The 19127-nt window shown below is 72.0% G+C and carries 16 protein-coding genes; 1 reads left to right on the top strand and 15 read right to left on the bottom strand.

Going from position 1 to position 19127, the window contains the following annotated elements:
- Nucleotides 1–21 precede the first annotated feature (21 nt).
- From VGW35_15385 to VGW35_15355, 7 genes are read right to left on the bottom strand one after another with little or no spacing between them, the layout of a single operon-like run.
- A complete protein-coding gene (locus tag VGW35_15385; protein ID HEV8309044.1) occupies nt 22–1083 on the bottom strand; it encodes a glucose-1-phosphate thymidylyltransferase in 1062 nt (353 codons plus the stop codon).
- A gap of 15 nt (nt 1084–1098) precedes the next feature.
- On the bottom strand, nt 1099–2499 hold the full coding sequence (locus VGW35_15380; protein ID HEV8309043.1) for an undecaprenyl-phosphate glucose phosphotransferase: 1401 nt from the start codon (nt 2497–2499) through the stop codon (nt 1099–1101).
- Complete coding sequence (locus VGW35_15375) at nt 2493–3593, bottom strand: glycosyltransferase (GenBank protein ID HEV8309042.1); 1101 nt, start codon at nt 3591–3593, stop codon at nt 2493–2495. Before VGW35_15375 ends, VGW35_15380 begins: the two co-directional genes overlap by 7 nt.
- A gap of 3 nt (nt 3594–3596) precedes the next feature.
- Nucleotides 3597–4715, bottom strand: coding sequence for a glycosyltransferase family 1 protein (locus VGW35_15370; GenBank protein ID HEV8309041.1), 1119 nt, complete (start codon nt 4713–4715; stop codon nt 3597–3599).
- Nucleotides 4712–5908, bottom strand: a complete 1197-nt coding sequence (locus VGW35_15365) for a glycosyltransferase family 1 protein (GenBank protein ID HEV8309040.1) — start codon at nt 5906–5908, stop codon at nt 4712–4714. Before VGW35_15365 ends, VGW35_15370 begins: the two co-directional genes overlap by 4 nt.
- A 54-nt stretch (nt 5909–5962) precedes the next feature.
- Nucleotides 5963–7402, bottom strand: a complete 1440-nt coding sequence (locus VGW35_15360; protein HEV8309039.1) for an oligosaccharide flippase family protein — start codon at nt 7400–7402, stop codon at nt 5963–5965.
- Nucleotides 7403–7414: 12 nt separating this feature from the next.
- Complete coding sequence (locus VGW35_15355) at nt 7415–8560, bottom strand: glycosyltransferase family 1 protein (protein HEV8309038.1); 1146 nt, start codon at nt 8558–8560, stop codon at nt 7415–7417.
- Nucleotides 8561–8676: 116 nt separating this feature from the next.
- On the opposite strand from VGW35_15355, the gene moeB reads away from it, so the two are divergent.
- Nucleotides 8677–9897 carry a molybdopterin-synthase adenylyltransferase MoeB gene (moeB, locus tag VGW35_15350; protein ID HEV8309037.1) on the top strand — a complete coding sequence of 407 codons (1221 nt, stop codon included), beginning with the start codon at nt 8677–8679 and terminating at the stop codon, nt 9895–9897.
- Between the two features lie 237 nt (nt 9898–10134).
- On the opposite strand, the gene VGW35_15345 is transcribed toward moeB, so the two are convergent.
- The 8 genes from VGW35_15345 to VGW35_15310 all read right to left on the bottom strand — a co-directional run bounded on the left by VGW35_15345 (nt 10135) and on the right by VGW35_15310 (nt 19106).
- Nucleotides 10135–11232 (bottom strand): trypsin-like peptidase domain-containing protein, encoded by a 1098-nt coding sequence (locus VGW35_15345; GenBank protein ID HEV8309036.1) that lies wholly within the window; start codon nt 11230–11232, stop codon nt 10135–10137.
- A 72-nt stretch (nt 11233–11304) separates the two neighbouring features.
- Nucleotides 11305–11820 carry a molybdenum cofactor biosynthesis protein B gene (locus VGW35_15340; protein HEV8309035.1) on the bottom strand — a complete coding sequence of 172 codons (516 nt, stop codon included), beginning with the start codon at nt 11818–11820 and terminating at the stop codon, nt 11305–11307.
- A 4-nt stretch (nt 11821–11824) separates the two neighbouring features.
- Complete coding sequence (locus tag VGW35_15335) at nt 11825–12058, bottom strand: heterodisulfide reductase-related iron-sulfur binding cluster (protein HEV8309034.1); 234 nt, start codon at nt 12056–12058, stop codon at nt 11825–11827.
- 43 nt (nt 12059–12101) lie between these two features.
- Nucleotides 12102–12710, bottom strand: a complete 609-nt coding sequence (locus tag VGW35_15330; GenBank protein HEV8309033.1) for a YetF domain-containing protein — start codon at nt 12708–12710, stop codon at nt 12102–12104.
- A 31-nt stretch (nt 12711–12741) separates the two neighbouring features.
- A complete protein-coding gene (mgtE, locus tag VGW35_15325) occupies nt 12742–14097 on the bottom strand; it encodes a magnesium transporter (protein ID HEV8309032.1) in 1356 nt (451 codons plus the stop codon).
- Between the two features lie 69 nt (nt 14098–14166).
- Nucleotides 14167–16653, bottom strand: coding sequence for a protein kinase (locus tag VGW35_15320; protein ID HEV8309031.1), 2487 nt, complete (start codon nt 16651–16653; stop codon nt 14167–14169).
- 90 nt (nt 16654–16743) lie between these two features.
- Complete coding sequence (locus VGW35_15315) at nt 16744–17787, bottom strand: AI-2E family transporter (protein ID HEV8309030.1); 1044 nt, start codon at nt 17785–17787, stop codon at nt 16744–16746.
- Entirely contained in the window at nt 17784–19106 is a 1323-nt protein-coding gene (locus VGW35_15310) for a metal ABC transporter permease (GenBank protein HEV8309029.1), read from the bottom strand. The genes VGW35_15315 and VGW35_15310 overlap by 4 nt, the downstream gene beginning before the upstream one ends.
- Nucleotides 19107–19127 lie beyond the last annotated feature (21 nt).

Below are 19127 nucleotides of genomic sequence, written 5' to 3'. Positions count from 1 at the left end.
CCTACCGCTCCCCGCCGGGCGCTACGGCAACCCGACCTGGCTGCGATCCCCCAGCATCAGGTGATAGGCGCGAGGCTTGCCGGCCGAGCGATAGACCGTCACGTTCCGGCCGATCAGGCTATTCTCGATGCGCCCGCCGACGTCGGTGATCGCCGATCCCTCGAGGACGATCGAGTGCTCGATCTCGCTGCCCCGCAGGGTCACTCCGTCGCCGATCGAGGTGAAGGGGCCGATGTACGCGTTCTCGATCAATGCCCCCCGCCCGATGATGGCCGGGCCGCGGACCATGCTCCCCACCACCTTCGCCTCCGCCTCCACCACGACCTTCCCGAGCAGCTCCGATCCCTCGATCACCCCGTCCACGCGCACCTCGAGGGTGTCGAGGATGATCCGATTCGCCTCCAGCAGGTCCTCGAGCTTGCCGGTGTCCTTCCACCAGCCTTCGATGATGTGCGGCCGCACCGTCAGTCCCGCGTCGATGAGGTGCTGGATGGCGTCGGTGATCTCGAGCTCACCTCGCCGCGACGGGCGGATGGCCCGGGCGGCGTCGAAGACGTGGTCGTCGAACATGTAGATCCCGACCAGCGCGAGGTCGGTGGGCGGCACCTTCGGCTTCTCGATGAGGCGCACCACCCGACCGTCCCGGAGCTCCGCCACCCCGAACTCCTGGGGGTTCGGCACCCGGGCCAGGAGGATCTGCGCGTTCGGGGCCGCGTCCCGGAAGCGTGCGACCAGAGGGGCCAGACGCTCGCGGATCAGGTTGTCGCCCAGGTACATGACGAAGGGCTGCCCGCGGAGAAACTCCTCGGCGGTCAGCACCGCGTGGGCCAGGCCGAGCGGCGCGGACTGCGGAATGTAGGTGACGCGCACGCCCCAGCGGCTCCCGTCCCCGACGGCGTCACGGATCTCCTGATGGGTATCGCCGACGACGATGCCGATCTCGGTGACGCCCGACGCCGCCAGCGCCTCGATCCCGTAGAACAGGATCGGCTTGTTGGCGACCGGCACCAGCTGTTTGGCGGAGGTGAAGGTGATGGGACGGAGCCGAGTCCCGCGTCCACCGGAAAGGATCAACCCACGCATGATCGCATCCGCATGTCAGTGGGCATGGCGGTGTTGCCACGCCCGGTAGAGGGTGAGCAGAAGGATCTTCACGTCGAGGGCCAGCGACCAGTTCTGGATGTAGTAGAGGTCGTACTCGATCCGCTTCTCCAGCGAGGTGTTGCCGCGGAGCCCGTTGACCTGCGCCCAGCCGGTCATGCCCGACTTGACCTTGTGGCGCAGCATGTACTGCGGGATCATCGTCTTGAACTGGTGGACGAAGAACGGCCGCTCGGGCCGGGGGCCCACCAGGCTCATGTCGCCCCTGAGCACGTTCCAGAGCTGCGGCAACTCGTCGAGGGAGTAGCGACGCAGGAGGCCCCCGATCGGCGTCCGGCGGTCATCCTGCTCGGTGGCCCACACGGGCCCGCTCTCGGCCTCCGCGTCGACGCACATCGAGCGGAACTTGTACATCGAGAAGGAGCGGCCGTCCAGCCCCATCCGCGCCTGACGGTAGAACACCGGGCCCGGCGACGTCAATCGGATCACCGCCGCGATGAGCCCCAGCAGGGGCGACAGGATGACGACCCCGGCCGTCGCCAGGGCCAGGTCCATCCCGCGCTTGGCGATCCGGCTCCAGCCCGTGATGGGCGACTGGGCGAGGCTGATGACCGGCAGGCCCTCGAGCTCCTCGATGGCCGCCTGCAGGGTCACGAACTGCAGGATGTCCGGCACGATCCGCACGTCCACCAGCTCGCCCTCGAGCGCGTTGAGGATCTTGAGCGCCTCGTGGTGCGCCTCCATCGGCAGCGCCACGAAGAGCTGGTCGACTCGGTACTGCTCGATCACCTGCGTCACGGCCTCGAAGCCGCCCAGGATCTCCTTGCCCTCGATCCGCTCGCCGAGCGGCTGGCGGTCGTCCAGGTAGCCCATCACCCGCACGCCGAACTCGGGGTGCCCGCGGAGCCGCCGGACCACCTCCTGCCCGAGCGACCCGGCGCCGACGACCAGAGCCCGCCGCACGAAGCGGCCGTGGCGGCGCATCCCCCGAACCACCTCGCGGATCGTCAGGCGCACCCAGTAGACGCAGACGATGTCGAGTCCCCAGAAGAGCAGGATGACCCAGCGCGAGAAGGAGAAGTGGCGGATGAAGAACGTGGAGGCCACCAGCAGCAGGGTGGCCAGGGTCACGCCGCGAACGACCTGGAAGAACTCGTCGGCCTTGGTCCGCTCGTGCCGGTACTCGTAGAGGCCCGCCACCCGCAGCGCGAGCGCGTGGAGCGGCACCAGCGGCGGGAGCAGCAAGGCGTACGGCTCGAGGGGCGGCACGCCGAGCGGGGCCGGGATGACCCCGGTCCAGAACCGGATCGCATAGGCGGCCAGCAGCGCCGCCACGGCCGCCAGGGCATCGCCAGCGGCCAGGGCCAGGACGAGCCAGAGTCGCCGCTCCTTCAGCACGCCGTCTCTCGCGGGGCGACCAGGCACTCGTCGACGAACGCCGCCATCTCGGCGCGAAAGCGCGCCTCTCCGAAGCGGAGGGCATGGGCGCGGATCTTCTCGGGACTCCACCCCGTCACGTCGAAGCGTCGCAGCGCGTCGATCAGGGCGGCCGGCCGCTGCTCATGGAACAGGAGACCCGTGACACCGTCGACCACCGTCTCGCTGAGCGCCCCGCGGCTGTACGCGATCACCGGCCGGCCGGCCGCCATCGCCTCGAGCGGCGCGATCCCGAATTCCTCCTCGGCCGTGAACACGAAGGCTCGGCAGCGCGCGTAGGCCGTCCGGAGCGCCGCATCGTCCTGCCAGCCGAGGAAGCGGACCGTCGGCCCTGCGCGCCGCTTGAGCCGCGCCTCTTCGGCGCCGGCCCCGACGACGACCAGCGGCCACCCGAGGTGGGTGAAGGCGTCCACGGCCACATCCAGGCGCTTGTAGGGAGCCAGGGCCGACACGCAGAGGAACGTGTCGCCCGGCGCCCCGTTCGGCTGGAAGAAGTCGGTGCGCACCGGCGGGTAGATCACCCGCGCCTCACGCCCGTAGGCCTGGCGGATGCGGCCGGCGACATGCCGGGAAATGCAGGCCACATACCCGACCCGGCGGCCCGCCGTCCGGTCCCAGCGCCGGAGGATGGTCAGGCACAGCCGGGCCAGGCCGCGGACGCCCGGCACGACGCGGCGCAGGTATTCGTCCTGGAAGTCCCAGGCGTAGCGCATCGGGGTGAAGCAGTACGCCACGTGACGGGCCGGGGGGGCGGGCCGGACGCCGAGCGCGACGCAGTGGCTGGTCGAGATGACGAGGTCGTATCCCTCGAGGCGCATCCGCCCGGCCGCCAGCGGAAAGAGCGGGAGATAGTGGCGGAAGCGGCGGGGCGCGCCGGGAAGCCGCTGGATGAAGGAGGTGTGGATCGGCCGGCTCTCGATGACGGGGGAGACGCTGCCGGGGACGTGGACGAGGGTATGGATCGTGGCCGCGGGGTAGAGGGTCACCAGCTCTTCCAGGACCCTCTCGCCTCCCCGCATGCCGGTCAGCCAGTCATGGACTAGCGCGACCCGCATCGGTCACCCTCGACCCCCCTGGCCCAAGGCCACAGCCTCTCGGTATACGGCGATGGTGGCCTCGGCGGCGTGCCGCCATGAAAACGCGCGAGCCCGGGCCAGCCCGGCGGCCCGCAGCGCCGCGCGCAAAGGTGCATGGCTGGCGAGATCATACATCGCTTCACGCAACGCGTCAACGTTTGTGGGATCGACCAGGAGGCCGGCGTCAGCCACCACTTCGGCCAGGCCGCCCCGGTCGGCGGCCAGGACGGGCGTGCCGCAGGCCATCGCCTCGAGCGCCGGGAGGCCGAAGCCCTCCCAGAGCGAGGGACACACGAGCGCGGTCGCCCCCTGGTAGAGCAGCGGCATGGCCTCGCCGGGCAGCGCCCCCACGATGACGACCCGGGGCTCGAGCCCACGCGCCTCGATGGCGCGGGCGACCCCCGGTCGCGCCCCGGCGCGGACCCCGGCGATCACCAGCCGGCCGGCCTCGGCCGGCAGCCCCGCCAGCGCGTCGAGGAGCCGCGGGAGGTTCTTGTGCGGCAGGGGGTTCCCGACGAACAGGAGGTAGGGCCGGGCCACGCCGAGGGCGCCGAGTCGTGGCTCGAGGGCGGCGCCGTCCGGCGCGGGGTGGAAGCGGGGCGCCACGCCGTTCGGAATGACGCGGACGCGGGCCGGCGGCGCTCCGAGCCAGCCCTCGACGTCCTGCCGGGTCGACGCCGACACCGTGATCACACGGGCGGCCCGGCGGACGGCCAGCCGCAGCATGACGCGGGCGTAGAGCGGAGCGAAGGGCGTTCGCGGCGGAAAGCGCAGGTGGATCAGGTCATGGATCGTCACGACCGCCGGACAGGGCAGCACCGGAGGGCAGACGTAGTGCGGCGCGTGGAACAGCTCTGCGCGGTCCCGCCGGGCGCAGAGCGCCAAGCGCCAGAGCTCGGCCAGGGAGTAGGGGCGGGCGGGCTCGGGCCGCCAGCGAACGCGCGGGGCGCCCCGTAGAGCCGGCGGGAGCTCGACGCCGGGCGGGACGTAGGCGAGGAGCTCGTCGGGCTCGCCGAGCTCGAAGAACTCACCGAGGAGCCCCTGGATGTACGTCCCGATGCCGAAGTCGTGGAGCTTCCGCGCATCGAGCGCAACCCTCATGGTCCAGGGTTCTGCGCCCCGCGAGAGCCGGCGGCCCGCGGGGCCGCGGCTCTCCCGCGGGCGTAGACGGACTCGTAGACGGCGAGGGTCTGCCGGGCGACCGCCTCCCACGTGAACAGCCGCGCCCGTTCGCGGCCTCGAGCCACGAGCGTCGCGCGGAGCTGCCCGTCGCCGAGCACGGTCTCGATCGCCTCGGCGATCTCCGCGGGGCGGCGAGGGTCGACCAGGAGGGCGGCATCGCCGCCCACCTCGGGGATGGCGCCGGCGCGCGAGGCGACGACCGGCGTGCCCGCCGCCATCGCCTCGAGCACCGGCAGTCCGAAGCCCTCGTAGAGCGAGGGGAAGACGAAGCACGTGGCGCCCGCGTACAAGGCCGGCAGGTCGGCGGGCGTGACGTAGCCCGTGAACAGAATGTCCGCGGCCAGATCGTGAGCCGCCACCGCCTCGAAGATCCCGCCGTGGAGCCAGGCCCGCGTTCCGGCCAGGACGAGCTGCGGGATCGGCTCGCGCGCCGGACGCCGGGCGCGCAGCCCGGCGAAGGCCTCGACCAGTCGCCCGAGGTTCTTACGCGGCTCGAGGTTCCCGACGAACAGGCAATAGGGCGGCCGGATGCCGTAGCGGCGGATCACGGCCTCGACGACGGCCGGCTCCACCGGCGCCGCGAACTCGGGGGCCACCGCCTCGTGGATGACGACGACTTTCTCATCGGGGACGCCGAGGGCTCGGGTGAGGTCGTCCTTGGTCGCGCGCGACACGGCGATGATGCGGTCGGCGGAGCGGGCCGCCCAGCGCGTCATCACTCGCATGTAGAGACTGTACTTCCGCGGCACGGTCTCCGGGAACAGAAAGGACACGAGGTCGTGGATCGTCACGACCGTGCGGTAGCCGAGCTTGACGAGCGGGAGGAACACCGCGGGGCCGTGGTAGACGTCGGTGGCCCAGAGCCGGAGGCGCACCGGCAGGTAGCCGAGGAGCCAGAGGTCCCCGACCAGGTGGTTCTCGAAGGAGACCCGGGTCGGCCAGCGGGCGAAGTTCCGCTGGGTCACCGCGAGCCCGGGGCCGTCGCTGGCGACGAGACAGGTGTAGCGGTTCTCCTGGTCGATGGCCGCCAGGCCCCCGACGAGCCGCTGCGTGTAGTGTCCGACGCCGGACTGACGCCGCGACACGTAGCGGGCGTCGAGAACCACGTGCATCAGTGCGGGCTCACCTGCGCCCTCCCGCCGGGGAGGCCAGGTCGTCTCGGCGTGTCATTTTGCCTCCGGCGCCCACCACACTCCTCGCGCGACGCGGCTCCACAGGGCGACCGGGAACGGCCGCAGCACGAGGAGGCCCCCGGCATACAGGAGGAGCACGGCGCCGAGCCGCGCGGCGCTTCCGGCCGGGAGCATTCCGGCGATCAGGCTCGCCCCGAGCGCCGCCGCGCCCGCCTTCAGGGTCCCCCGGCCGAACGGGAGGCGGATGAACGGCAGCAGCGCGACGAGGGCGCCGCACGCCGTGATGGCCTCGGCCAGCACGAGCGCGACGGCGCCGCCCAGCGCGCCCAGGACGAGGACGAGCCCGGGCGTCAGGGCGGCACTGGCCACGAGACCGACGGCGGCGACCGCGACCAGCCGGCCGGGCCGATCGAGCGCGAGGAAGACGAAGCCGAGGTAGTAGTTGAGGAAGCCGAGGCAGGCGGCGGCGCCCAGGACGGCCAGGAGGGGCGCCGTCGCCTGGTACCGGGGGCCGTAGACCCCGACGGTGAGCCAGTCGGCGCCATGGGCGAAGGCGAGCGCCACCCCGAGCCCGAGCATCAGCAGGAGCTCCGCCGCCTGCACCGCGACCCGGCGGAAGCGGGGATCGCCGGGCGCCTCGCGGGCCAGGACCGGGTAGACGGCCGCAACCAGGGCCACGGGCACGACCATCACCACGTCGAGGACCCGGATCGCCGCGCCGAAATAGCCCGCCGCCGCGTCTCCACCCAGCAGGGCGACCAGGAGCGGCACCAGCCGGGTCGTGGCGAAGGCCAGGACGAAGGCGACGGCGACGAGGCCGAGCGCCCGCGCCAGGGCGCGCGCCCCGCCCGGGTCCAGCCGCCAGGCGAGCCGCGCAAAGCGCCGGTGGACGAGCGTCACAGCCAGCGCCAGCGAGGCGGCGCCCGCCAGCGTGAAGGCGCCGGCGACGAGGAGGAGCCGCCCGCCGAGCAGGAGACCTCCGACGCCCACGCCGAAGAGCAGGAGCTTCTCCGCGAGCCGGAGGCCCAGCTCGACCTCGAGGCGCTCGAACCCGGTGAAGATCGAGACGGCGAGCTCGATGAACGACTGGAGGCCGATCGCCGCCCCGAGGAGCCAGACCGCGACGGTGGTGTCGAGCGGACGGGAGGTCAGCACCGGAACGGCGACGAAGGCGAGGCCCGCCGGCACCAGGATCGCCAGCTTGAGCGTGACCGCCGCCGTCCAGTAGGCCCCGGCCTCGACCCGCGCGCGGGCCACGCTCCGGACCAGCACCGAGTGCATGCCGAGGTCGAGGGCCGCCCCCAGGATCGTGGCGAGGGCATAGGCGAAGGTGAACTTCCCGAAGTCCTCGGGACCGAGCCGCCGGGCGGCGAGGACCAGGAACAGGAGCGAGAGCAGGCGCGTCGCCTGGACGGCCACCTTCAGGACGGCATTCCGGGCGACCCGCTCGGCGGTCCCGAGCTCACCCGTCACGGCGTGATTCCTTCATGCCAGGGCCGCGCGATACACCGCCAGCGTCTCCCGCGCCGTCCGCTCCCAGGAGAAGGTCTGGGCCCGCGCGAGCCCGGCCTCGCCGAGGCGCGCTCGCAGCGCGGAGTCGGCCAGCAGCGTCCCCAGCGCGTCGGCGAGCGCCGCCGCCTCGGGCTCGACCAGGAGCGCCGCGCCGCCGGTGATCTCGGGGAGCGCCCCCCGCCGCGAGGCGATGACCGGAGTCCCCACGGCCATCGCCTCGAGGACGGGCAGGCCGAAGCCCTCCCAGAGCGAGGGAAAGACGAAGGCCGTCGCGCCCGCATAGAGCGCGGGCAACTCGACCTCCGGCACCGCGCCGAGAAACCGCACGGTGTCGCCCAGGCCGTGGCGCGCGACCGCGGCGCCCAGGCCATCGACGCCCCAGCCCGGGGCGCCGGCCAGGCAGAGCCGGGTGGTCCCCCAGGCGCCCGCGGCTCGCAGCCGCGCGACCGCCGCCAGCAGCGTCGGGAGGTTCTTCTTGGGCTCCAGGAGGCCGACGAAGAGGATGTACGGCGTGCCGAGGCCGAGGCGCTCGCGGACACGGGCCGTGTCGGCGGCGGGCGGCGGCCGGAAGTGCGGAGCGGCGGCCTCCGGCACCACGGCGATCTTGTCGGGCGCCGTCCGGTAGCGCGCGAGGATCTCGGCCCGCGTTGCCTCCGACACGGCGATCACCCGCGTCGCGCGGCGCAAGGCGCCTCCGAGCAAGATCCGCACCGCCCAGCGATGGCGCGCCGGGACGAGGTGCGGGAAGCGCAGCGGGATCAGATCGTGGACCGTCGTCACCAGTCGACACCCGCCGGACGGGAGCTCGAAGCCCGTGACGCCGTGGAAGAGATCGATGGGGCGGCGCCCGAGGTCCCGCCGGACGGCCCAGAGCGTCCACAGGAGGCGCGAGCGCCACGGCAGCCACCGGGGCTCGGTTCCCGGGGGGAGATCCCCCGGAGGCCGGTCGAGGTAGAGGATCCAGCGCACTTCGGGAGCCAATCGGACCTGCGCCTCGACGAGGGAGCGGGTATACCGTCCGATGCCGCTCCGGGGCTCCCCCCACAGGCGTGTGTCGATCCCGATCCGCATCTGTCGGTCACGATTGCCGAACTCGAATCCCGCCGCCACGGCGCTCATGGTTGCCGGCCATCGGTCGCCCCTCGACGGGGGAAAAGTCCCTTGACTCGATCGAGAAGCGTGGTAATGTGGCCGGTGACCGAGCCGCAGCCGATCCCGCCCTGGAGGACATCAGGATGAAGACCTATCGCGATCTCGTCAAGGACGCCAAGCAATTCGTCCCCGAGGTCTCGGTGGAAGAGGTCACGGCGCAGCTCCGCGAGGGAGCGCCGCCCGTGCTGATCGACGTCCGCGACCCGGACGAGTACCGCGAAGGGTTCGTCGAGGGAGCCGTGAACATCAGTCGCGGCTTCCTCGAGTTCAAGGTCCAGGACGCCTATTCCGATCCCGAGACGCCCATCGTCCTCTACTGCATGTCGGGCCTCCGCTCGCTGCTGGCCGCCAAGGCGCTGCGCGACCTGGGGTACGAGCACGTGGCGTCGATGGCGGGCGGCTTCCGCCGCTGGAAGGAGCTCCACCTCCCGGTGGTGAAGGAGGAACCCCTCACCCCGGCCCAGATGGAACGCTACAGCCGGCACTTCATGCTGGCCCAGGTCGGCGAGGCCGGCCAGAAGCGCCTGCTGCGCTCGAAGGTGCTCCTGATCGGCGCCGGCGGGCTGGGATCGCCGACGGGGGTCTACCTGGCCGCGGTCGGCGTCGGCACGCTCGGCATCATCGACTCGGACGTCGTGGATCTCAGTAACCTCCAGCGTCAGATCCTGCACCGGACGCCGGATGTCGGCCGCCCCAAGGTCGAGTCGGCGCGTGACACCATCCAGGCGCTGAACCCGGATGTCACCGTGGTGCCGTATCCCGAGCGCCTCACCGTCGACAACATCGAGCGCATCATCAAGGACTACGACGTCGTCGTCGACGGCTCCGACAACTTCGACACGCGCTACCTCGTCAACGACGCCTGCTACCTGGCTGGCAAGCCGAACGTCCACGGCTCCATCTTCCAGTTCGAGGGCATGGTGACGGTCCTCGCCCCGGGACGCGGCCCGTGCTACCGCTGCCTGTATCCCGTGCCCCCCCCGGCGGGCCTGGTGCCCTCCTGAAACGAGGCCGGCGTCCTGGGCGTGCTCCCAGGACTCATCGGAGTGGTCCAGGCGACCGAAGCCGTGAAGCTCATCCTGGGAAAGGGCGAGCCCTTGATCGGACGGCTCCTGACCTATGACGCGCTGGGGATGCGCTTTCGCGAGGTGCGGCTGCGGCGGGATCCGAAGTGTCCGCTCTGCGGCGAGGCCCCGACGATCCGGGATCTCTCGCTTCACGCCGCCACCGCGGCCGAGGCCTGCGCGCTCACGCCCGCCCACGGCGACGGAGCGCCGCAGGCGCAGGCCGTGACGGCCGGCTAAGAGGCTGTCGGAGTAACCGCGCGCCAACGCCTGGCCCAGTTGCCGCGGGTCAGTGTTCCACTCCGAGCGCGGGCTTGCCCCCTCCCATGACCTAGAAGCGTGTCGGAGTAACCCGGTGCCGACCACCGAGCGCATGGTGCATCGAGGAGTACTCCGAGCGGCGGCTTCGCCGCCGCCACGACGGGGGGGGCATCGGGGGGGTCTTCCGAGACCTCCCCGAAATATCCTAGCCCGCGGCTACCGCGCCGGCGCCTTCGGCTTCTCCTCGTCAGCTTCGGGATAGCGGCCGATCGTGACCTGGAGCTCCTGCTCCTGCCCCTCGCGGATCAGGAGCATGCGCACCGTCTTCCCGGCCGGCATGGAGGCGATGACGCGCTGGAGGTCGCGGGGCGTGACCACCGTGCTACCGTCGATGGAGACGACCACGTCCTTCACGCGCAGGCCGGCCCGCGCCGCGGGCTGATCCGGGATCACGCCGGCGATCGCGACGCCCCGCGGCTCGCGGAGCCCGTACTCGGCGACGTTGTCCTCGGTAACCTCGTCGATCCGCACACCCAGCCAGCCCCACTCGATCTTCCCCTTGGCGAGCAGCTCCGGGAGCAGCGCCTTCACGAGGTTCGAGGGGATGGCGAATCCGATGGAGCCGTTCCGGGCCGCCATCGAGTTCACGCCGACCACCTGTCCCGCCATGTTGACGAGGGGGCCGCCGGAGTTGCCGGGATTCACCGCCGCGTCCGTCTGGATGAAATCGAAGCCCGGCGCCGCCGTCTGAAGCGGCGCGCCCTTGCGGCTGACGATGCCGAAGGACACGGTCTGCTCGAGGCCGAACGGATGGCCGAGGGCCAGCACGAACTCCCCCACCCGAAGCGTGTTCGAGTCACCGAGGGGAAGAATGGGCAGCGGCTCGGTGGACTCGACCTTCACGAGCGCCAGGTCCACTCGGGCATCGCGGCCGACGACCTTCCCCATCAGCCGGCGCCCGGTGGCCAGGCGCACCTGGACCTCGGTGGCGCTCTCGACGACGTGGGCGTTGGTCACCAGGTACCCGTCGGGGTGCACGAGGAACCCCGACCCCATCGAGCGCCGGGGGCCGTCGTCCCCCTCACTGTCGCCCGGCGCGCGGCGGACCCGGATCTGGACGAGCGCGGCCTTGAGACTCTCCGCGAGCCGCGTCAGCGCGTCGTTCAGGCGCGCGATCTCGGGCGCGACCACCGCCGGCGGGGCCTCCTCCCAGAGGCGCGCGGGCGCTGCCGCGCCGGGCTGGGCCGCGCTCGGCCCGCTGAGTGTGACGGCCACCACCACGAGGACCAGTCCGACGGCCCACTTCAGGTTCATAGTCCCTCCACTATCGCGCGGCACGCTCCGGCACGCGGCTCTGACTCTATCACAGAACCCGCGCCCCGGTGCTCAGCGGCTCAGCTCGCGCACCATGTGTCCCAGCTCCGGGAGGATCAAGCGCTCGAGGGCCAGCCGGCAGGCGGCCGGCGAGCCCGGCAGCGAGAAGATGAGCCGCCCAGCCCGGGCGCCGGCCTGGGCACGGGAGAGCATCGCCGCCGCACCGATCTCCTGGTACGAGACCATCCGGAACAGCTCGCCGAACCCCGGCAGCCGCTTCTCCAGCAGGGCCTCGACGGCCTCGAACGTCTGGTCTCGCGAGGTGATGCCGGTGCCGCCGGTGAAGATGAGGGCCTGGACCGTCGGGTTCGTGCAGGCTGCATGGATCACCGCGTGAACCTGACTCGGCTCGTCCCGCACGAGCCGGTAGTCGACGACCTCGTGCCCGGCGGCGGTCAGCAGTTCCCGGAGGAGCTGGCCGCTCGTGTCGGTCTCCGGCGTCTTGGAGTCGGAGATCGTGCAGACCATGCAGCGGATGGAGCGCGGCGCGTGCGCCTTGTGCTCCGCGGCGGGTGAGCGGCTCTCCATCCCGTCAGGCCGGGCCCGACGCCGCGGCGCCGGCCTGGTCGAGCCCCTCGACGATGTGGGTCACCCGGGCCCGCCGGCCGCGCCGGCGCGGGCCGGCGGCGATCGGGAGGATGCAGCCCGGATGGGCCGTGATGACGACCTCCGCGCCCGTCGCCTCGATGTGCCGCAGCCTCCGCTCGAGGAGCCGCCGGGCTCTCTCGGGCTCGGTCAGATTGGTGGACGTGCAGTATAGCATCATCGCCTCCCGGCCCTCCTCCCCCCTCCAGGCCGGCTTCCCGGGCTTATCCGGCGGATGCCGAGCCCGCCGGCGGTCGCGGGAGCGCCGCCCGAAGGGCGGCCAGGTCGCGCACGATTCCGTCGAGCCGGGTGAGGATCTCTTGGTGTCGCGCGACCTCGGGCGGCGGCTTCTTGGGGAAGAACGAGATGGTGCCGGCCGGCTCGAGTACCGCCCGCTCCACCTCCTGGAGTGACGCGAAGCCCTGCTTGTGGGCCGCTGCCTCGAGCTCGGGCCGCGTGATCAGCTCCCGCTTGAGGACCTTCGTCCGGACGCGACCCTGGTCGATGAGCGCGTCGGCGCCGCCCTCGACCAGCCGGTCCAGGCGCTCGTGCGCATAGAGGAAGCGGACGACCGCGTAGTTGAGGGCCAGGAGCGTCGCGGCGCCGATGAGGCCGCCCGTCACCGAGTGCTCGTCGCCGATGATCGCGTTCTGCACGGTGTTGGACAGCGTCAGCAGCACGACCAGGTCGAACGGATTGAGCTGGGCGAGCTCCCGCTTGCCGGCCAGCCGGAGGCCGACGATCAGGAAGACGTAGACGAGGATCGGGCGCAGGATCTTCTCCAGCAGCGGGAGCCCCGGGTGGAACATGTCGCTCCAGATCTTGCCATCCATGAGCCGTCCCTCCGCGATCAGGCCGGTCGCGTCAGAGCCCGAGCATCACCTTGGCGATCGTGAAGTAGATGATGAGGCCGGTGGCGTCCACCAGCGTCGTGATGAGCGGCGCCGACAGCACGGCGGGATCGATCCGGAGGCGCTGGGCCGCGAGGGGAATGAGGGAGCCCACCGTCGTGGACCAGGCGCAGATCGCCAGCACGGTGATCGACACCGTCAGGGCCAGCTGCAGCGTCACGCCCCACAGCAGCGAGCGGCCGAACGCGACCACCCCCACCAGCACGCCGATGACGACCCCGGCACTGGCTTCCCGCGTCAGCACCCGCAAGGCATCCCGCAGCCGGATCTCGCCCAGCGCGATGCTCCGGATGATCGTGGTCACCGTCTGGGCCCCGGCGTTCCCGCCGGTGCCGATCAGGAGCGGGATGAAGAAGGAGAGCGCGACGACGGCCGCCAGCTCGCTCTCGAAGTAGCGCAGGACCGTCCCCGTGAAGGTCTCGGCCACGAAGAGGAGGAGGAGCCAGCCGATGCGCTTGCGGACGACCTGGAGGATGGGGTTGTCGAAGTAGGGCTTGTCGAGAGCCCCGGGCTCGACGGCCGCCATCCGCAGGAGGTCCTCGGTCCCCTCCTCGATCATGACGTCGATCACGTCGTCGACCGTCACGAACCCGACCACGCTCCCGTCCTGCTCCAGCACCGGCACCGCCAGCAGGTTGTACTTGGCGATCTTGTGGGCCACCGACTCCTGGTCCTCCAGCGCGCTGACGGTGACCGGCTTCCGCCGCATCATGTCCACCACGGGCGTCTCTAGCTCGGCCATCACCAGGTCCCGGAGCGAGACCGAGCCCAGGAGCCGCCCGGTATCCGGCTCCATGACGTAACCCGCGTAGATCGACTCCTTCTCGCGAGCCACCTCGCGGATGTGGCGCAGCGCCTGCCCCACGGTCATCGCCGGGTCCAGCCGCACGAACTCGGTGGTCATGATGCCGCCGGCCGAGCGGGCCGGGTATTGCAAGAGCCGCTCGACCTCGGCCCGGGCCTCGGCGTGGAGCTTGGGCAGCAGCCGCCGGCGCGCGTGCTCGCCCATCTGGCGGACGATGTCGGTGCGCTGGTCGGCCGCCAGGTCCTCCAGGATCGCGGCCGCCCGGCTCGGCTCGAGTTGCTCGAGCAGCGCGCTGCGGCGCCCCAGCGTCGGCTGGTTGCAGACCTGGACGGCCCGCGGCACCGACAGCATCGTGATCACCGTGGCCGCCTCGGCCAGGGTGAGCTGGTTCAGGAGATCGGCGACGTCGGCGGGCGGCAGATCGGCGACGCTCTCGCCGATCCCGGCCAGGCTCTCCTCGAGACGAAGCTGGATGCGCTCCAAGAGGTCCTTGGGTGCCGGCACGTCAACCCTCCTCGAGGGCCTGAGCGTTGCAGGGTCCGGAGAGGGCCGGCGCGGCCCCCTCGAATGAAGCTACTCCCGTCGGGCCTCCCAGCGCTGTTTCAGCTCAGCCATCAGCTCGACGAAGCGCGGGTCGGCCCGGAGGCGGTCGAGCTTCCGGCTGTCGGCGAAGAGCGGATAGTTCTCGTTGCCGAGTCGGATGGCTCGCCGAACCCAGTCGATCGCCTCGTCGGCCATCCCTTCCAGAGCATAGAAGCCGGCCAGCCAGAAGGCGGTGTCGTGGTCGGCTTCGGCCGTCTCCTTGACGCCCTCGGTGATCAGGGCGCGCGCCCGCTCGTGCTCACCCCGCGCGGAGAGGCACCAGGCCAGCACCGGCTTGACCCCTTCGAGGTGCGGATGCTGCCGCAGCACCTCCTCGACCAGCGGTTGGGCCTCGTCGACCCGGCCCTGGTTGAAGTAGGCGACGGCCAGGAAGGTCTTGGCCAGAGGATGATCGGGCTCGACGGCCCGGGCCCGCTCGAGCTCGGCGATGGCCCGCTCGTACTGGTGCTGATGGGTGTAGACCCGGGCGCGGCTGTAACTCGCGATCACGATGTCCCGCGGGTTGATCTCCAGCAGGCGGTCGTACTCGTGGAGAGCCTTCTCGTAGAGGCCGTCCAGCCGGTACAGCATCGCCGCGTCGAAGATGACCGCCGGGTCGTTGGGCGCCTCCCGGCGGAGCTCCGCGATCGTCGCGTGGGCCCGGTCCTTGTCGCCACGATGCAGGAAGACATGGACCATCTGGAGCCGCGCGTCCACCAGCGCCGGGTCGAGCACGAGGGCTTGCCCGAGCGCCGCCGCGGCCCGCCGATAGTAGTCCGCGCCCCCGTAGCCCTGGGCGTGGTGGACATAGCATCGACCGAGGGCCGCGTGGGCGAGGGCGAACTCGGGGTCCCGGCCGAGGGCCTCCCGGAACCTCCCGATGGCCTCGTCCAGGTCGGCATCGTCGAACGTCCGCAAGATGTACTGGAGGAGCAAGTCGCGGCCGCGCAGGTAGCACTCGTAGGCTTCGGCGTTGCGGGTCAGGGGGCGCTCCAGCCGCTCCTGTTCCTCGGCCGTCAGGCGGAGCCGGAGGCCGTCGATGACCCGCTCCGCGATGGTGTCCTGGATCGTGATGAGATCGCGAGCGCGGACGTCGATCTTGTCGCTCCACAGGATCTCTCCGGTCGCGGTGGCGATGAACTGGGCGGTGACGCGGAAGCGGTCGGGCCCCTTGATGAAGCTGCCGATCAGGACCGCCGCCACCGCCAGCTCGTCGCCGACCCGCCGGGGATCGATGGGCTGCCCCGCGTAGTGCGCGATGTAGGACGAGGGCCGGACGACGAGCGACCGGAGGTGGGCCAGCTCGGTGATGATCGCGTCCGCCAGCGAGACCTCGTAGAAGTTCGCGTCCGGATCCCCCGAGAGATTCTTGAACGGAAGGACGGCGACGGTCCGCCGGGTCTCGGTTCCCCACGAGGGTGGACGCCACGGCGCCGGCCGAGCGGCCCGGTCACCGATCCCGGCGTCGGCGGCGGGGCGCGGCGTGTAGCCCCCCGCGCCGCTCCGGAAGCGCCCGAAGGCGCGTCCGAGCCTCCCGCTCAAGAGCCACGAGCTCCGGGCCCGACGGGGGACGACGAGCGTTGCCGAGGTCTCGGTAGGGACCAGGCCCGTCTCGTGGGTGAGCTGCCGCATCACGGCCTTGAGCTCGTCGCGCATCGCCGCCATGCTCGGGAAGCGGTCGCGGGGGTCCTTGGCCAGGGCCCGGTCGAGGATGGCCTGGAGGCGTGGGGGGGCCCCCGGACGGAGCTCGGCCAGCGGGCGGGGCGTGTCGTGCACGACCGCGCGGAGCACCTCCAGGCGGTTCCGGCCCCGGAAAGGAGGCTGCCCGGTGACCATCTCGTAGATCACGACGCCCAGGCTGAAGAGATCCGTGCGATGGTCCACCCGGTCGCCCGACACCTGCTCCGGCGAGCCATACCCCAGGGAGCCGTAAGGGACGCCGAGCTCGGTCACCGGCTCATCGGGCCCGCGCCCCCGCGGCGCCGCGTCCTCGCCGGCGAGCAGCTTGGCCAAGCCGAAATCCAGGACCGTCACCTGCCCCCCCGGGCGGACGATGACGTTGGCCGGCTTGACGTCACGATGGGCGATCCCGCGGGCGTGAGCCGCCGCGAGGGCATCGGCGACCTGGATGGCGATCGAGAGCGCGCCGAGGAGCTCCAGGGAGCGGCCCGCCACGAGCTGCCTCAGCGTGCGGCCCTCCACGAACTGCATGACGATGTAGCAGAGCCCCTCCTCCTCCCCGACGTCGTGCACGGCACAGATGTTGGGATGGTCGAGGGCGGAGCAGAGCCGCGCCTCACGGTCGAAGCGGCGGCGGGCGGCTTCGCTGGCCGCCAGGTCGGACTGGAGGATCTTGATCACCACGAGCCGGCTCAGGCGGAGGTCCAGAGCCTTGTAGGCGGTAGCCTGGCCGCCCTCGCCGAGCGTCTCGAGGATCCGGTAGTGCGAGAGCGTCGCGCCGGGCTGGAGCCGGGCCATGCGCTGACTGTACCGCAGCCGCGCGTGTCCGGCTAGGTCGCGGGAAGAGGCCTCGACGGCCCGGGCCGCCGGGCCGGCCGCTCTCGCCTGTCAGTCCCTCTCTCGGGCGAAGAGCTCCTGGAAGAGCACCTGGGCGATGGCCGCGGTGGGGACGGCCAGGATCGCGCCGATCACCCCCAGGAGCGCGCTGCCGATGAGGAGCGCGACGATCACCGTCACGGCATTGACTCCCAACTGGCGCTCCATGAGCTTGGGGACCAGGATGTTGGCCTCGAGCTGTTGCTGGATCAGATAGAAGAGCGCGACGCCCAGGGCGAGCTTCCACGAGAGACTCAGCGCGACCGCGATTCCCGGAATCGCCGCCAGCACCGGACCCACGATGGGGATCAGCTCGCCCACCGCCGCGATCACCGCCAGCACGTACACGTACGGCACGCCGAAGACCCCGAGCCCGAGCGCCGTCGTCACCCCGATCACCCCGCCCAGCAGGAGCTGCCCGCCGAGCCAGGCGCTCACCTTCCGGGAAATCTCGAGCGACACCGCCCCGACCTGGGCGCGCTGGTGCCGCGGAAAGAGCCGCACGAACGTCGTGAAGAGCGACTCGGATTCGATCAGGAAATAGAATGTGAGGATCACGATGGTCAGGACTCCGACGATGCCGCCCAGGAAGCCCCAGAGCGCGCCGATGACCGTGCCGACGGCGTCCGGCCCCTTGCCGGGCGCTTGCCGGATGGCCTCCTGCCAGGTGAGGGGCTGGCTCAGGAGGCCGCGCTCGACCAGGTACTGCTGGGCCCGGTCGAGGAGCTCCGGAGCCTGGGTGGTGAACTCGCGCGCCTGGGTCACCAGCGGCGGGACGATCACGAAGCCGAGGCCGGTGAGGGCGCTCAGGATCACGAGGTACACGACCAGGATCGCGAGCCAGCGGGGGAACCGGCGGGTGCCGATGGGCAGGAGGCGCTGCCGCTCGATCAGCCGCACCACCGGGCTGAACCCGATCGCGAGGAGCGCGCTCACGTAAATGAGCAGCAGGACGTCCCGGAGCAGGAACAGGACCCAGACGAGCAGGATCGCGACGGCGACGGCGACGATCGTCCAGACGATGAGCCGGCGGGGGCTGTCGGGATTCCCCGTCATTCGGCCGGCTCCGCCCGCCGCCGGGCGAGGCTCCACCACGCCCAGGCCGCCGCCCCGGCCCCGAGGCCGACCAGGGGAAGCCCGAGGACGATCCGCTGGCGCGCGCGGGCCCGGGTTCGCAAATGAGCCAGGACGAACTGGTCCCCGGCCGCGATCTCCTGGCGCGAGACGAGAAACTGCCGGAGCCGCTCCTGCCGTTCCGTGTCGAGGGCCGGGTCGCCCAGGCGCACCGCCTCCCGCAGCGCGGCGAGCCGCGCGATCTCCGGGTCGCTCCGCGCGGCCGTGCGCCGCGTCTCGTCCCGGACCTCCCGCTCCCGCGCCGTCAGGAAGGCCGTCTCCACGATCGGCAGGCGCCGCTCGACCGCGGTGAGCCAGAAGTGGTTCCCGTGGGGAAACGCGAGCAGGAGCGCCGCGGCCGCCGCCACGCTGCCGCTCCCGATCACGACGGCGACCAGGGCGGCGCGGGCGAGGCTTGCCCGGCGCGTGCCGGGCGAGCCGAGGGCGGCGCGAGCCCCGAGGGTCCCCGCGAGCACCGCGCCGTGCGCCGCCACGATCGCCGCGCCGGTCGGCCAGTCCCAGGCGACCGAGCCGACCAGCCCGGCCGTGGTGGCGCCCGCCCCGACCGCCCAGCCCGTGAGCAGGCGCCGTCCGAGGCCGTCGGCCACGAGCGCGCCCACCAGGGCCGGCACGACCAGGTAGGTGAAGACGAGCAGGACCCCGGCGACGCGGACGGAGCTCGTGACGACGAGGGCGAACGTGGCGTAAAAGGCGAAGTCCCAGGCGCGGGCGGCCGGCCCGAGTGGGAGCCGGCCCCACGAGAGGTCCAGAAAGCGCCGGCGGCCGACCCAGTGCCCGAGCCCGATGACGCCGTAGAGGAGGGCCAGGGTTCCCACCTCCGCCGGCGTCACCGCCACGATGTTTCCGACCAGGAGCGCCTTCACCCGTTCAGCCCCCTCCGGGGCGCGGTCCAGGACGAGCACGGCGACGGCCGCCGCGACCACGTAGATCACGCCGATGAGCCCTTCCTGGGGGACGCGTTCGTGTCGGAGCCGGGTCAGGGCGAGCAAGGCCGCGCCGCCCAGCGCGAAGGCGAGCGAGTAGCCGTAGGCGGCCTCGCCCTGGGGTGAGTGGCCGGCGAGGGTCGCGACCGCCGCGCCGAGCGCCGCCACCTGGGCGAGCGCCAGGTCCACGAAGATCACCCCGCGCGCGAGGACGTGCAGACCCAGGTACGCGTGAATGCCGGCCAGGATCAGGCCGGCGGCGAACGCGGGCCAGAGCAGGCCCCAGAGCACACTCCAGGCGGCGAGGCTGCCGTCCACGGTCGCGGAGACTCCCGGACG

The sequence above is a fragment of the Candidatus Methylomirabilota bacterium genome, assembly GCA_036005065.1.
Classification (GTDB): domain Bacteria; phylum Methylomirabilota; class Methylomirabilia; order Rokubacteriales; family DASRDR01; genus DASYQW01.
Note: the sequence above shows the minus strand (reverse complement) of the source record. Positions and strands in the feature narration are given on the sequence as shown.